The sequence below is a fragment of the Serratia sp. OLAL2 genome, from assembly GCF_002752475.1.
GTDB classification, from domain to species: Bacteria; Pseudomonadota; Gammaproteobacteria; order Enterobacterales; family Enterobacteriaceae; genus Serratia; species Serratia bockelmannii.
The window spans coordinates 172,713-186,157 of record NZ_MSTL01000018.1 but is presented as its reverse complement, the minus strand read 5'-3'; the positions used below and the strand labels follow the sequence as shown (position 1 = coordinate 186,157).

13 protein-coding genes and 2 tRNA genes are annotated in these 13,445 nt (G+C 59.3%); 9 read left to right on the top strand and 6 right to left on the bottom strand.

The features are described 5' to 3' along the window. Positions 1-50: 50 nt before the first annotated feature. A complete protein-coding gene (gene rssA / locus BVU99_RS14410) occupies positions 51-953 on the bottom strand; it encodes a patatin-like phospholipase RssA (protein WP_025303081.1) in 903 nt (300 codons plus the stop codon). Positions 954-1,071: 118 nt separating this feature from the next. Here rssA and BVU99_RS14405 point away from each other — a divergent pair, with 118 nt between their 5' ends. The 7 genes from BVU99_RS14405 to BVU99_RS14375 all read left to right on the top strand — a co-directional run bounded on the left by BVU99_RS14405 (position 1,072) and on the right by BVU99_RS14375 (position 5,203). Next, positions 1,072-1,536 (top strand): YchJ family protein, encoded by a 465-nt coding sequence (locus BVU99_RS14405; protein WP_025303082.1) that lies wholly within the window; start codon positions 1,072-1,074, stop codon positions 1,534-1,536. Positions 1,537-1,604: 68 nt separating this feature from the next. After that, a complete protein-coding gene (gene purU / locus BVU99_RS14400; protein WP_004932187.1) occupies positions 1,605-2,453 on the top strand; it encodes a formyltetrahydrofolate deformylase in 849 nt (282 codons plus the stop codon). Between the two features lie 174 nt (positions 2,454-2,627). Continuing rightward, a tRNA-Tyr gene (locus BVU99_RS14395) sits at positions 2,628-2,712 on the top strand. A gap of 213 nt (positions 2,713-2,925) precedes the next feature. Continuing rightward, positions 2,926-3,010: transfer RNA gene (locus tag BVU99_RS14390), tRNA-Tyr, on the top strand. A gap of 266 nt (positions 3,011-3,276) precedes the next feature. Next, positions 3,277-3,849 (top strand): TIGR00730 family Rossman fold protein, encoded by a 573-nt coding sequence (locus tag BVU99_RS14385; RefSeq protein ID WP_004932190.1) that lies wholly within the window; start codon positions 3,277-3,279, stop codon positions 3,847-3,849. A 101-nt stretch (positions 3,850-3,950) separates the two neighbouring features. After that, positions 3,951-4,757, top strand: a complete 807-nt coding sequence (gene xthA / locus BVU99_RS14380; protein ID WP_025303083.1) for an exodeoxyribonuclease III — start codon at positions 3,951-3,953, stop codon at positions 4,755-4,757. Between the two features lie 44 nt (positions 4,758-4,801). Next, a complete protein-coding gene (locus tag BVU99_RS14375) occupies positions 4,802-5,203 on the top strand; it encodes a pyrimidine (deoxy)nucleoside triphosphate diphosphatase (protein ID WP_025303084.1) in 402 nt (133 codons plus the stop codon). Between the two features lie 21 nt (positions 5,204-5,224). Here the strand turns inward: BVU99_RS14375 and BVU99_RS14370 are convergent, their stop codons facing one another. From BVU99_RS14370 to BVU99_RS14350, 5 genes are all read right to left on the bottom strand, one after another. Then, the gene (locus BVU99_RS14370) at positions 5,225-5,521 is read right to left on the bottom strand and encodes a YnjH family protein (RefSeq protein ID WP_099817185.1); all 297 of its coding nucleotides are present in this window, start codon (positions 5,519-5,521) and stop codon (positions 5,225-5,227) included. After that, positions 5,518-7,443, bottom strand: coding sequence for a DNA topoisomerase III (locus tag BVU99_RS14365; protein ID WP_043142985.1), 1,926 nt, complete (start codon positions 7,441-7,443; stop codon positions 5,518-5,520). The genes BVU99_RS14370 and BVU99_RS14365 overlap by 4 nt, the downstream gene beginning before the upstream one ends. Further along, the gene (gene mnmH, locus BVU99_RS14360; protein ID WP_038629396.1) at positions 7,443-8,552 is read right to left on the bottom strand and encodes a tRNA 2-selenouridine(34) synthase MnmH; all 1,110 of its coding nucleotides are present in this window, start codon (positions 8,550-8,552) and stop codon (positions 7,443-7,445) included. Before mnmH ends, BVU99_RS14365 begins: the two co-directional genes overlap by 1 nt. Positions 8,553-8,560: 8 nt before the next feature. Further along, positions 8,561-9,604, bottom strand: coding sequence for a selenide, water dikinase SelD (gene selD / locus BVU99_RS14355; RefSeq protein ID WP_025303088.1), 1,044 nt, complete (start codon positions 9,602-9,604; stop codon positions 8,561-8,563). 157 nt (positions 9,605-9,761) lie between these two features. Then, entirely contained in the window at positions 9,762-10,313 is a 552-nt protein-coding gene (locus BVU99_RS14350) for an NAD(P)H nitroreductase (protein WP_004932204.1), read from the bottom strand. A gap of 160 nt (positions 10,314-10,473) precedes the next feature. Between BVU99_RS14350 and sppA the strand changes: the two genes are divergently transcribed. Next, entirely contained in the window at positions 10,474-12,330 is a 1,857-nt protein-coding gene (gene sppA / locus BVU99_RS14345; RefSeq protein ID WP_025303089.1) for a signal peptide peptidase SppA, read from the top strand. A 93-nt stretch (positions 12,331-12,423) separates the two neighbouring features. Beyond that, positions 12,424-13,440, top strand: coding sequence for an asparaginase (gene ansA / locus BVU99_RS14340; protein ID WP_099817283.1), 1,017 nt, complete (start codon positions 12,424-12,426; stop codon positions 13,438-13,440). Positions 13,441-13,445 lie beyond the last annotated feature (5 nt).

Below are 13,445 nucleotides of genomic sequence, written 5' to 3'. Positions count from 1 at the left end.
ATGCTCGTCTGAAACAGACTGACCGCGCATTGCCAACCGAGAACCGAGAATTATCTATTTTTTATCAACGGCAACAACCGATCCAGTTGTTTTTCCACCGCAAGCAACCCCGCTGCGATCGCTTCATCGGCGCGGTGGAAATCCAGCGTCGAGATTTGCGGACAAAAAGGTTGAATCAACACATCCGGCGGATCGCTCGCCATCCGATTACGCTTCAAACGATTTTCCAGCATTTGAATCGAGGTGCTCATAATCTCCATCGCCGTCGGCGCCGTCGCCGGTTTGCGCTTACGCATTCTGCCGACGCGTTCCCGCAGACGCCCGCGCCAGGTCGCCGCAGGCGCATCGTTCGGGCTTTCTTCCTCGATACGTATCGAGAACAGATCCTGCTGCATCAGATGCGCATCATGCTGCAGATCGACCGCGATGACGATATCGGCGCCCATGGCGCGGCAAAGCGACACCGGCACAGGATTGACCACCGCGCCATCCACCAGCCAATAGCCGTCGGCCCATACCGGCGCCAACAGGCCAGGCATACTGCAGGAGGCGCGTATCGCCTGATGAATATCGCCTTCGGTCAGCCACAGCTCGCGCCCGGTGCTGAGATTGGTGGTCACGGCACCGAACTTCAACGCACAATCGGCGATATCATTGACCTTCAGCAGCTGTCCGACGGCGTTAAACACCCGCTCGCCGCGCAACAGGCCGCCGCGCTGCCAGGAAAAATCCATCAGGCGAATGACGTCCCAATAGCTGAACGATCGCACCCACTGCTCCATCGCCGGCAGACGATGGCTGGCGAACGCCGCGCCCACCAACGCGCCGACAGAACAGCCGGCAACGACATCAACCTCAATCCCCAATTTCTTTATCGCATTGATCACGCCGATGTGCGCCCAGCCTTTGGCCGAGCCCGCTCCCAGCGCCAGTCCGATCTTGATTTGCCGCATCGCGCCATCCTCAGGGTGAAAGGTGTTCTCTGCTTTCAGGGTAGATTGTCACTGACGAATATTGTTAGGTAACATATGCGCTAAATTCATTTTCTGCCTCGTGTTCTCAGGAGTTATTTTGCCCGAATTATGCCCATGCGGCAGCGGACTGGCGTATAACGCGTGCTGCGCCCCTTTTATCAGCGGCAATCAGCCAGCGCCGACGCCCGGCCAGCTGATGCGTTCACGCTTCACCGCCTACGTGAGTCATAACGTCGACTATCTGATCGCCACCTGGCACCCCGACTGCGGTGCCGAAGCGTGGCGCAATGCAATCGTCGACAGTTTTAAGAATACCGAATGGCTGGGCCTGACGGTCGTGGAAGAGAAAGCCGGTCATGAGCCGGATGAAGGCTTCGTCGAATTCATCGCCCGTTTTACCGATGGCGAAAGCGGCGAACCGCAAGCGATGCATGAGCGCTCACGCTTCCTTCGTCGCGATCAACGTTGGTATTATATCGACGGTACCAAACCCCAGCCCGGCAGAAATGCGATGTGTCCCTGTGGCTCAGGGAAAAAATATAAGAAGTGCTGCGGGCGCTAACCGGCCGGCGCTTCACGTTTACGCCTGCGCAGACAGGCCGTTCAGTATCAGACAGGATCCTCAAACCCATGCCACACCAAAATGTACAACGAAAAGTGTTACGCACCATCTGCCCGGACGCCAAAGGGCTGATCGCCAAGATCACCAACATCTGTTACAAGCACGAACTCAATATCGTCCAGAATAATGAGTTCGTCGATCACCGCACCGGGCGTTTCTTTATGCGCACCGAGCTGGAAGGCATTTTCAACGACAACACGTTGCTGGCCGATCTGGACAGCGCGCTGCCGGAAGGTTCGCTGCGCGAGCTGCACAGCACTGGGCGCCGGCGCATCGTGGTGCTGGTCACCAAAGAGGCCCACTGCCTGGGCGATCTGTTGATGAAAAGCGCCTATGGTGGCCTCGACGTTGAAATTGCCGCCGTGATCGGCAACCACGACACGCTGCAAACGCTGGTGGAGCGTTTCGATATTCCTTTCCATCTGGTGAGCCACGAAGGCTTGACGCGGGAGCAGCATGACCGCGAAATGACGGCCAAGATCGATCAATATCAGCCGGATTACGTGGTGTTGGCCAAATATATGCGCGTGCTGACGCCGGCCTTCGTGCAACATTATCCGAACCAGGTGATCAACATTCACCATTCGTTCCTGCCGGCGTTTATCGGCGCACGCCCTTATCACCAGGCCTATGAGCGCGGGGTAAAAATCATCGGCGCCACCGCCCACTACGTTAACGACAATCTCGACGAAGGCCCGATCATCATGCAGGACGTGATCCACGTCGATCACACCTATTCCGCCGAGGATATGATGCGCGCCGGCCGCGACGTAGAGAAAAACGTGCTCAGCCGCGCGCTTTATCAGGTGTTGGCGCAGCGCGTCTTCGTCTACGGCAACCGCACCGTTATTCTGTAATCGCTCAATAAATCGGTGCATTTCGTTCAGGGATGCACCGCCAAGAATAAAAAAACGGCAAACGATTCATTTTCTGCATTTCAATGCTTTACACATCCGCTTCATTTGATATGATGCGCCCCGCTTACCGAGACAGCGCTCTCGCAAGCAGGCCAGTTAAATAGCCATGTATATGGTGGGGTTCCCGAGCGGCCAAAGGGAGCAGACTGTAAATCTGCCGTCACAGACTTCGAAGGTTCGAATCCTTCCCCCACCACCATCTTTTCGTTGCTGATACGCACTGAGTTTAAGCGAGTCAGAAAGGGAAGGATAACGCGCTTTAGCGCGGCCCAAAGGGTGAGGAACGAAGTGACGAATAATCCTTCCCCCACCACCATCTTCTCTCCGCCAGGAGCGAAGACGCAGTAAAGAAACCGGCCAGGTTTCTTCTGGATAAAACCAGAACAACAATTTGTAAATCCATGAATACCATGGTGGGGTTCCCGAGCGGCCAAAGGGAGCAGACTGTAAATCTGCCGTCACAGACTTCGAAGGTTCGAATCCTTCCCCCACCACCATCTCTTGCAAAAATCCCTGAACCAAGTTAAAACACATCGCATCCATATTGCTCCGCACCGGGGAAGGATGAGAAGCTTCGACCAAGACTCCCAAATCGACTTAAAGCACATCGCACCCAATGCCCTCGTATCAATAAACTCAATTTATCTCCCCTTATTCCCCGCTTTCACCTCGATGTTTTATTTCCTCACTCCCAGCAGTAACTTGAACTCCGGCCGACAATTCGCTATACCACTGGCTTCTTTAGTGCAGTAAGGAAAGGTGGATGCGAAACAATATTTGCGTTTTTTGTGGCGCCAGTGAGGGCGTCAATCCCGCTTATGCCGAGCAGGCTCGTCAACTGGGGCAGCTGCTGGCCGCTCAGGGGCGCCGTTTAATCTACGGCGGCGGCAAAAAAGGATTGATGGGGATCGTGGCAGACGCGGTGTTGGCAGCGGGCGGTGAAGCTGTCGGCATTATCCCCGAGCGCCTGGTGGAAGCGGAAACGGCGCATCGCGGCCTGACCGAACTGGAAGTGGTACCCGATATGCATACGCGCAAAGCCCGTATGGCGGCGCTGGCGGACAGTTTTATCGCCCTGCCCGGCGGCATCGGCACGCTGGAAGAGCTGTTTGAAATCTGGACCTGGGGGCAAATCGGCTATCACAACAAGCCGGTCGGCCTGCTGAACGTCAACGGATTCTACCGCCCACTGAGCCAGTTCCTCGAGCACGTCGCCGATCAGGGTTTCATGCGCCACGACTATCTCGGTACCCTGCACATCAGTGAATCGGCACAAACGCTGCTGCAACAGTTTGACGACTATCAACCTAAAAATTACGACCGCTGGGCGAAATAAACCCGCTGCGCAGTCAGCGGTCCCGCCGCTGTCTGCGTTACATTTCCCGCCAAACTCTGCTACTATCACAGCACATTTTTCTCGTGAAAACGGCACCGCTCATGAAGTTTGTCTCTTTTAATATCAATGGACTGCGCGCGCGTCCGCATCAGCTGGCGGCAATTATCGAACAGCACCAGCCCGACGTGATCGGTCTGCAGGAAACCAAAGTTCACGATGACATGTTCCCATTGGAAGACGTCAGCCAACACGGCTACCACGTATTCTATCACGGGCAAAAAGGCCATTACGGCGTGGCGCTGCTGACCAAAGCGGAGCCTCTGGCCGTGCGCCGCGGTTTCCCGACCGATGAAGAAGATGCGCAGCGTCGCATCATCATGGCCGATCTGGCTACGCCACAGGGCACGCTGACGGTGATCAACGGCTACTTCCCGCAAGGTGAAAGCCGCGACCATCCGATCAAATTCCCGGCTAAAACGCGGTTTTATCAGGACCTGCAAAATTACCTGGAGCAACAGCTGTCGGCAGAATCCCCGGTGCTGATCATGGGCGACATGAATATCAGCCCCAGCGATTACGATATCGGCATCGGCGAAGACAACCGCAAACGCTGGTTGCGCACCGGTAAATGCTCCTTCCTGCCGGAAGAACGTGAATGGATGGACCGCCTGCTGAACTGGGGCCTGGTGGATACCTACCGCCACGCCAACCCGGGGCGCAGCGACGAATTCTCGTGGTTCGACTACCGCTCCAAAGGGTTCGACGACAACCGCGGCCTGCGTATCGATCTGCTGCTCGCCAGCACCCCGCTGGCTTCGCGCTGCATCGCCACCGGCATCGATTACCAAACCCGTGGTATGGAGAAACCTTCCGACCATGCACCGGTCTGGGCGGAATTTACGCTGTAACCCCATCACCCCGGCGCTCGCCGGGGTTTTACTCTGTGAAGCCAATGAAAATTATCGACGTGGTAGCCGCCATTCTGGAAAAAAATGGCCGCATTTTGCTGGCCCAGCGCGGCGCAGGCAGCGACCAGGCCGGTCTGTGGGAATTCCCCGGCGGCAAGGTTGAAGCCGGCGAAAGCCAGCCAGAGGCGCTGGCGCGCGAGCTGGATGAAGAATTGGGAATTTGCGCCCGTATCGGCAACTATGTGGGCAGCAATCAGTGGCAGCAAGGCGAACGCCTCATCCGGCTGCACGCCTGGCAAGTCGCGGAGTTCTCCGGTGAACTGCAACAGCGCTGCCACTCGGCGCTGGTCTGGGTCACGCCGCAACAGGCGCAGGAATACGCTCTGGCACCCGCTGACGTTCCACTGCTGGCGGGCTATATCGCCGCGCAAGGCGATGTACGCTGAGCGCGGCGATAGGTTACATCGTCACTTCTTCAATCGCACCCAAATCAAGGGGTTGGTGCCAATGGTGTTAGGCTCACGCACGCACTGCAGCACTTCCCCTTCCACTTTAAGCACCGCGCCCTCGGAATAGTTCTGGTTCTGGTAGACGCAACAGCGGTTGCAGGGCTGCGCCGGCGGCGGGTTGACGCCGCTTTTGGCCGTGCCCCAGATCTCCGGCGAAACCGGCAACACCACGTCCACATCGCCCCGGTTGGCGGCCGCCAGGCCGCAGTACGCCAGGACAGCGGCAGCCAGCACCCCATTGAGTCCACGCTTCATTCACTTTTCTCCTGCGCCTTGCCGGCGCTTTTCCTGCGTTTTTTGCCCCCGCTGGAGGGCGGCGGCGGCAATCCACGAAACGCCATGCTCGCCCGGCTCTGCTTGGCCTGATAAATCAGCTCTTGCAGCGTGCCGACCAACGGCTGCATAAAGTCCTGATAGCGGCAGGATTTCTCGCTGATTTGCGTCAGCGTGGCTTCCCAGTTTGCCGTCATATCAGGGCGTGCAGCAAGATCCGGCAGCGAGTGAATCAACGCGCGCCCGGTTTCGCTGGAGTGAATATAGCGTCCCTTCTTGTACAGAAACGCCCGCTTGAACAGCAATTCGATGATCCCCGCTCGCGTCGCTTCCGTACCTAAACCATCGGTCGCTCGCAGGATTTTCTTTAGCGCTTTATCTTGTACGAACCGCGCGATGCCGGTCATGGCCGACAACAGGCTGGCGTCGGTAAACGGCCGCGGGGGCTGCGTCTGGCGCTCCACCACTTCACCGCGCTCACACAGCAGCTCATCATCTTTAGCCACCACCGGCAACGGTGCGCCCTCATTTTCCTCGTCGCGTTCCTTGCTGCCCAGCAGCGTACGCCAACCGGCCTCCGCCAGGAAACGCGCCTTGGCGATGAATTTGCCGCCGGCGATATCCAGCTCGATCACGCATTTGCGGAACACCGCATCCGGACAAAACTGCATCAGATACTGGCGCGCCACCAGCCCATACACGTTCCGTTCATCCTGCGTCAGGTTAATCTTGCCGGCACGGGCGGTAGGAATGATAGCGTGGTGCGCATCGACCTTTTTGTCGTCCCAGCAGCGGTTGCGGCGATCGCTGTCGATCACCGGCTGCGGGTACAGTTCAGGCTGGTGCACGCTGATGGCGTTCAGCACCGCATGGCGGCCAGCGAAATGTTCTTCCGGCAGGTAGCGACAGTCGGAACGCGGATAGGTGATCAATTTATGGGTTTCGTACAGCCGCTGGCAAACGTCCAGCACCTGTTGGGCGCTGAGGTTATAACGCCGGGCCGCTTCAATTTGCAGCGTGGAGAGCGAAAACGGCAGCGGCGCAGTATCTGATTCCCGTTTATCGTTATAGGACGTGACCAGCGCCGGCTGGCCCTCGATGCGCTTGACCACGTGCTCCGCCAACGGCCGGTGCAGCAAACGCCCCTCTTCATCCTGATAAGGTTCGCAGGAGTCGCTGGGTTGCCACAGCGCCACGAAGCGTTCTTCTTTCGGCGTAACGATGTGCGCCTTGACCTCAAAGAAATCTTTCGGCACGAAGTTTTCGATCTCTTCATCGCGCCGCACCACCAATCCCAGCACCGGCGTCTGCACCCTGCCCACCGACAGCACACCGTCGTAACCGGCGTTGCGGCCCAGCAGCGTATAAGCGCGGGTCATATTGATGCCGTACAGCCAGTCGGCGCGCGAACGTGCCAGCGCAGACACGCACAGCGGGATAAAGTCTCGGTTGTCGCGCAGACGCTCGACCGCGCGCTCCACCGCCTGCGGGTTGAGATCGTTGATCAGACAGCGGCGCACGTTCTGGCGCTTCTCCGCCGTCAAATCCAGGTAGTCCAGCACCTCATCCACCAGCAGTTGCCCTTCGCGATCCGGGTCGCCGGCGTGAACCACTTCATCGGCTTCAAGCAGCAACTTTTTAATGGCGTTGAGCTGTTTACTGACCGAAGGCCGCGGCTGCAACCGCCATTTTTCGGGAATGATCGGCAGATCCGCCAACGACCAGCGCGCATAGCGGCTGTCATAAGCGTCAGGCTGAGCCTGCTCCAACAGGTGGCCGACGCACCAGGTCACCACGTCGTTGTTGCCACAGGCGATATACCCGTCGCCGCGGCGATGCGGCTTGGGCAAGACGTCGGCAATGGCGCGCGCCAAACTCGGTTTCTCGGCTATGAACAGTCGCATTATTCACCGTTTTTCTGGCTGAACGTCATCAAGAATTCTCTTACTTCTGCATAGTTCCCACGGAAGACAATCCGCTGGGCTTTCTTTTCCAACTGATAGCAATACATCGGATCGTAGTACTGCTGCAACAGGGGCGCCAGCCACTCGCGGTGCGCCTCGCCCTGGCCGCTGAGCCGCTGTGCCCGCAGCGCCGCTTCCAGTCGTTGCGTCAGCTGCTGGAAGCGTTCCAGCCCCAGGCGGCGGCGTATGGCGAACAGGCCGTGGTGCAGATAGTCGTCGTACTGTCGCCAGCCGTCTTCCACACCATAGGCCTGTTCGAACTGTTCGCGCATGCCGTCGATATATTCCGCCTGCAGACGCGCCAGACGAATGTCGAACGGATCGTCGATCACCGCCACCGGCGCCTGCTGCATCCCATTGAACAGCGGCAGCGGCAGATTGTTGCTGCCGATGATCCGCCCTTCGTCTTCCAGCACCCAACGGCGGCTGCCACCATGCTGTTTTTTCAGCAATAACACAGCCAGACGATTCTCAAAATCGATCTGCGAGCTCTGGCCCGCCAGCGTTCGACCAAAAGATGAACCGCGATGGCGCGCCACGCCTTCCAGATCGACGCCGTCGGCCAGTTCGTTGACCAGCAACGTCTTGCCGCTGCCGGTATTGCCGCCCACCAGGGCCATCGGCAATGCCGCGCTTTGCGCCAGCACGCCGAGCAAATAATTGCGCAGCGCCTTATAACCGCCAATGATACGCGGGTACTCGACGCCGGCCTCATGCAGCCATTGCTGCACCAGCTGCGAGCGCAGCCCGCCGCGGAAGCAGTAAATATAGCCTTCGGGCCGCTCTGCGCAGGCCGCCAGCCAGGCGGCGGTGCGCTGTTCGCGCAGTTTGCCGTTCACCAGGCTGTGGCCGAGCGCGATCGCCGCTTGTTGCCCATGCTGCTTATAGCAGGTGCCGACCGCCTGGCGTTCGCTGTCGATCATCAGCGGCAGATTCAGTGCCTGAGCGAAGGCGCCCTGCTGAAACTCGATCGGTGCGCGCACGTCAATCAGCGGCACGTCCTGCAGGAAAATGCGTTGGTAATCGTCGCTGTCCGCCCTTCCTTGCATGTTGGACACTACGCGACCTCGATCAGCGGCTTATCGGCCGATGCCACATGCAATTCACCGATAGCGTTGAGCGTGATACCGTGCTGTTCGGCAATCGCCAGCACCTGCGCTTCCGCCTCCGGCAATACCGCCAACAGCAAGCCGCCGGAGGTTTGCGGATCGCACAGCAGCTGGCGCTGCAAATCGCTCATCTCGCCCACCAGATGGCCATAGCTGTCGAAATTGCGCCCGGTGCCGCCCGGCACACAGCCCTCGGCGATATACGCCTCAACGTCCGGCAGTTTCGGCACCCGATCAAACCAGACCGTCGCCTGCAGACCGGAGCCCTGGCATACCTCGCTCAGGTGGCCCAGCAGGCCAAAGCCGGTGATGTCGGTCATCGCTGTGACGCCCGCCACCTCGGCAAAATCAGCACCCGGTTTATTCAGGCGACACATCACTTCAGTCGCCAGGCCCTGATGCTCAGGGCGCAGCTTGCTTTGCTTCTCGGCGGTCGTCAGCACACCGATGCCCAACGGCTTGGTCAGATAAAGTTTTGATCCGGCCTGTGCCGCGCTGTTTTTCTTCACCCGCTCGGTATTGACCACGCCGGTCACCGCCAGGCCGAAAATAGGTTCCGGTGCATCGATGGAATGGCCACCGGCCAGCGCGATCCCCGCCTGCTGGCAGGCGAAACGGCCGCCGTCGATCACCTGCTGCGCCACCTCCGGCGGCAGCTTGGCGATCGGCCAGCCGAGAATGGCGATCGCCATGATCGGTTTGCCGCCCATGGCGTACACGTCGCTGATGGCGTTGGCAGCCGCAATGCGGCCGAAATCGAATGGATCGTCGACGATCGGCATGAAGAAGTCGGTGGTGCTGATGATACCGACGCCGTTGCCAATGTCGTACACCGCCGCATCGTCGCGGGTTTCATTGCCGACCAGCAGGCGCGGATCGACAAACTTTTCCCGCTCGCTATGCAGGATGGTTTCGAGAACTTTCGGTGAGATTTTGCAGCCGCAGCCAGCGCCATGGCTGTACTGGGTTAAACGGATCGCTGGCGATGTCATAGTCCACTCCCTTCGGTAACGGCACTCAAGATAACATAGGGTAGCGCTTGCCGAGGGGATTGATAAGAGCGGGCCGCCGATAAGCGAACGGCCTGCTCAGAAACCATGCAATTTTGCGGGGTTTGGCGCATTTTCACCGCGCCCCGTTGGAAAAAACTCAGAAATAGCTGACGAAAGGCGTGCTGTCCGGCGGCGTCACCTTGGTGGCAGCCTTCAGCTGCGGCGTCCCCAGATAGAGGAAGCCGACGATCTCGTCCTGCTCGCGGCAACCGAAGGCTTCACGCACCAGCGCATGCTCGGTCCAGGCGCCGGTGCGCCAGATGCCGTTAAAGCCCTGCGCCAGCGCCGCCATCTGCATCGCCTGCACGGCGCAACCGGCGGAAACCACCTGCTCCCAGCGCGGCACTTTGGTCTCTTCCGTGCAGTGCGCGATGACGGTGATGATCAGCGGTGCGCGGAACGGCGCCTTGGTGGCTTTTTCGATCGCCGCCTCGTCCAGCTGATCCTGCTTCGCCGCCGCCTGCAGCAGCTGACTGAAGCGTTCCAGGCCCTGATTCTCGATCATCACGAAACGCCACGGCTGCAGCGCGCCGTGATCGGGTGCACGCAGGCCCGCGTTGATGATATTTTGGCGCACTTCCCCCGCCGGCGCCGGTTCCGCCAGGCGCGAAGCCGAGCGACGATTCAATAAAAGATCCAGAGCATCCATCGTAAACTCCTGATAACAATTTTCATTCCGGCCACGTTAACATAGCTAAACGACGAGTTACAGCCTCGGCGATAGCGTCTGTGTGCCACGATTTAAAGCTGACATTTACCCGGCCGCTCATTAGGATAGCGGAACATTCTCGACTCTTGTTGGAGAGCACATGCGCACATTGTGGCAAATTATTGCCGGCATTTTCCGGTGGACATGGCGTCTGCTGAATTTTATCAGGGAACTGATCCTTAACCTGTTCCTGGTCTTGCTGATCCTGGTTGGGGTCGGCATCTATCTGTCCTTCCAAAGTTCCTCCACCTCGACGGCCCCGGCGCGCGGCGCGCTGCTGGTCGATTTAAGCGGCGTGGTGGTCGATCAGCCTTCGGTAAACAACCGAGTGCGGCAATGGGGCCGCGAACTGTTGGGCGCCTCCAGCAGCCGCCTGCAGGAAAACTCGCTGTTCGACGTAGTCGACAGCATCCGCAAGGCCAAAGACGACAAAAACATTACCGGCATGGTGTTGCAGCTGAATGATTTCGTCGGCGCCGATCAGCCGTCGCTGCGCTATATCGGCAAAGCGCTGCGCGAGTTCCGCGACAGCGGCAAACCGATCTTCGCCATCGGCGACAGCTACAACCAGACGCAATACTATCTGGCCAGCTACGCCAACAAGGTCTACCTGTCGCCGCAGGGCGCGGTCGATCTGCACGGTTTCGCCACCAACAACCTGTATTACAAGTCGTTGCTGGACATGCTCAAGGTCACCACCAATATCTTCCGCGTCGGCACCTATAAATCGGCGGTCGAACCGCTGATCCGCGACGATATGTCTCCGGCGGCGCGCGAAGCAGACAGCCGCTGGATTGGCGGCCTGTGGCAGAACTATCTGGAGACCGTCGCGGCCAACCGCCAGCTGACGCCGCAGCAGCTGTTCCCAGGCGCCGCCGGCGTGCTGAGCGGCCTGCAGGCGGCCGGTGGCGACACCGCTCGCTATGCGCTGGACAACAAGCTGGTGGACGAGTTGGCGTCGCGCACCGCGATCGAAAATCAGCTGGTCAAGACCTTCGGCTGGGACAAACAGGTAAACGATTTCAACGCCATCAGCATCTACGACTATCAGCCGAAACCGGACGCGAACCAGGGCGGCAAGATCGCCGTCGTCTTCGCCAACGGCGCCATCATGGACGGCCCGCAGACGCCGGGTAACGTCGGGGGCGACACCACCGCCGCCGAGCTGCGTCAGGCACGTCTGGATCCGGCCATCAAAGCCGTGGTGTTCCGTGTCAACAGCCCTGGCGGCAGCGTCAGCGCGTCCGAAGTGATCCGCTCCGAGCTGGCCGCCGTGCGCGCCGCCGGCAAACCGGTGGTGGTGTCGATGGGCGGCATGGCCGCGTCGGGCGGTTACTGGGTCTCGACGCCGGCCGACTACATCATCGCCAGCCCGAGTACGCTGACTGGCTCCATCGGCATTTTCGGCATCATCAATACCTACGAGAAAACCCTGGATACGCTGGGCGTGCACACCGACGGCGTGGCGACCTCGCCGCTGGCCGACATCGCGGTCACCAAGGCGTTGCCGCAGGAGTTCTCGCAGATGATGCAGCTGAACATCGAAAACGGGTATAAGAACTTCCTCGATCTGGTTGCCAAATCGCGCAAGATGACCCCGCAGCAGGTCGATCAAATCGCCCAAGGCCACGTCTGGCTCGGCAGCGACGCCAAGGCCAATGGCTTGGTCGATCAGTTGGGCGATTTTGACGACGCGGTGAAGAAAGCCGCTGAGCTGGCGAAGCTGCAGCAGTGGCAGCTTGACTGGTTCGTCGATACCCCGAGCCTGAGCGATATGGTGCTCAGCCAGTTCGGCGTTTCCATTCACGCCATGCTGCCGGCGGCGATTCAGGCCATGCTGCCTGCCCCGCTGGCCTCGGTCGCCAATGCGGTGAAAGAGCAGCCGGGTTTGTTCAATAACTTGAACGATCCGCAGAACCGTTACGCGATCTGTCTGACCTGCGGAGAAGTCCGCTAACAAATAATTCTGCAGCCCGGCCATCGCCGGGCTTTTTTTCTGCCGCCATGCCCCTATAATTCAGACCATCTTATCTTTGTTAAAATCATGACCATGCAAAAGAAATCCATTTACGTCGCCTACACCGGCGGCACCATCGGCATGCAGCGCTCCGATCACGGCTATATCCCGGTTTCCGGCCACCTGCAGCGCCAACTGGCGCTGATGCCGGAATTCCATCGGCCGGAAATGCCGGATTTCACCATTCATGAATACGCGCCATTGATTGACTCTTCGGACATGACGCCGGAAGACTGGCAGCACATCGCCGACGACATCAAGCAGAACTACGATCGCTACGACGGCTTCGTGATCCTGCACGGCACCGATACCATGGCGTTCACCGCATCGGCGCTCTCCTTCATGCTGGAAAACCTGGATAAACCGGTGATCGTCACCGGTTCGCAGATTCCGCTGGCGGAGCTGCGTTCCGATGGCCAGACCAACCTGCTCAACGCGCTGTATCTGGCGGCCAACCATCCGGTGAACGAAGTCAGCCTGTTCTTCAACAACAAGCTGTTCCGCGGCAACCGCACCACCAAAGCGCACGCCGACGGCTTCGACGCCTTCGCCTCCCCGAATCTGCCGCCGCTGCTGGAAGCCGGCATTCACATTCGTCGCCAGCACGGCATCGACAGCCCGGCTTGCAACGGCGCTCTGCGGGTGCACGACATCACGCCGCAGCCGATCGGCGTGGTCACTATCTATCCGGGCATTTCCGGCGCGGTGGTGCGTAACTTCCTGCTGCAGCCGGTCAAGGCGCTGATCCTGCGTTCCTACGGCGTCGGCAACGCGCCGCAGAAGGCCGAGCTGATCGACGAGTTGCGTGCGGCCTCCGAACGCGGCATCGTGGTGGTCAACCTGACGCAGTGCATCTCCGGGCGCGTCAATATGGAAGGCTACGCCACCGGCAACGCACTGGCGCACGCCGGGGTGATCAGCGGTTTCGACATGACGGTGGAAGCCGCCCTGACCAAGCTGCACTATCTGTTGAGCCAGCCGCTGACGCCGGAACAAATCCGCGCCCTGATGCAGCAAGATCTGCGCGGCGAGCTGAGCATCAACGGTTAATCGAC

Coding starts and splice junctions, on each gene's coding strand:
- rssA (WP_025303081.1), bottom strand. CDS start 953: ATGCGGCAAATCAAGATCGGACTGGCGCTGGGAGCGGGCTCGGCCAAA.
- purU (WP_004932187.1), top strand. CDS start 1,605: ATGCCACACCAAAATGTACAACGAAAAGTGTTACGCACCATCTGCCCG.
- BVU99_RS14385 (WP_004932190.1), top strand. CDS start 3,277: ATGCGAAACAATATTTGCGTTTTTTGTGGCGCCAGTGAGGGCGTCAAT.
- xthA (WP_025303083.1), top strand. CDS start 3,951: ATGAAGTTTGTCTCTTTTAATATCAATGGACTGCGCGCGCGTCCGCAT.
- BVU99_RS14375 (WP_025303084.1), top strand. CDS start 4,802: ATGAAAATTATCGACGTGGTAGCCGCCATTCTGGAAAAAAATGGCCGC.
- BVU99_RS14370 (WP_099817185.1), bottom strand. CDS start 5,521: ATGAAGCGTGGACTCAATGGGGTGCTGGCTGCCGCTGTCCTGGCGTAC.
- BVU99_RS14365 (WP_043142985.1), bottom strand. CDS start 7,443: ATGCGACTGTTCATAGCCGAGAAACCGAGTTTGGCGCGCGCCATTGCC.
- mnmH (WP_038629396.1), bottom strand. CDS start 8,552: ATGCAAGGAAGGGCGGACAGCGACGATTACCAACGCATTTTCCTGCAG.
- selD (WP_025303088.1), bottom strand. CDS start 9,604: ATGACATCGCCAGCGATCCGTTTAACCCAGTACAGCCATGGCGCTGGC.
- BVU99_RS14350 (WP_004932204.1), bottom strand. CDS start 10,313: ATGGATGCTCTGGATCTTTTATTGAATCGTCGCTCGGCTTCGCGCCTG.
- sppA (WP_025303089.1), top strand. CDS start 10,474: ATGCGCACATTGTGGCAAATTATTGCCGGCATTTTCCGGTGGACATGG.
- ansA (WP_099817283.1), top strand. CDS start 12,424: ATGCAAAAGAAATCCATTTACGTCGCCTACACCGGCGGCACCATCGGC.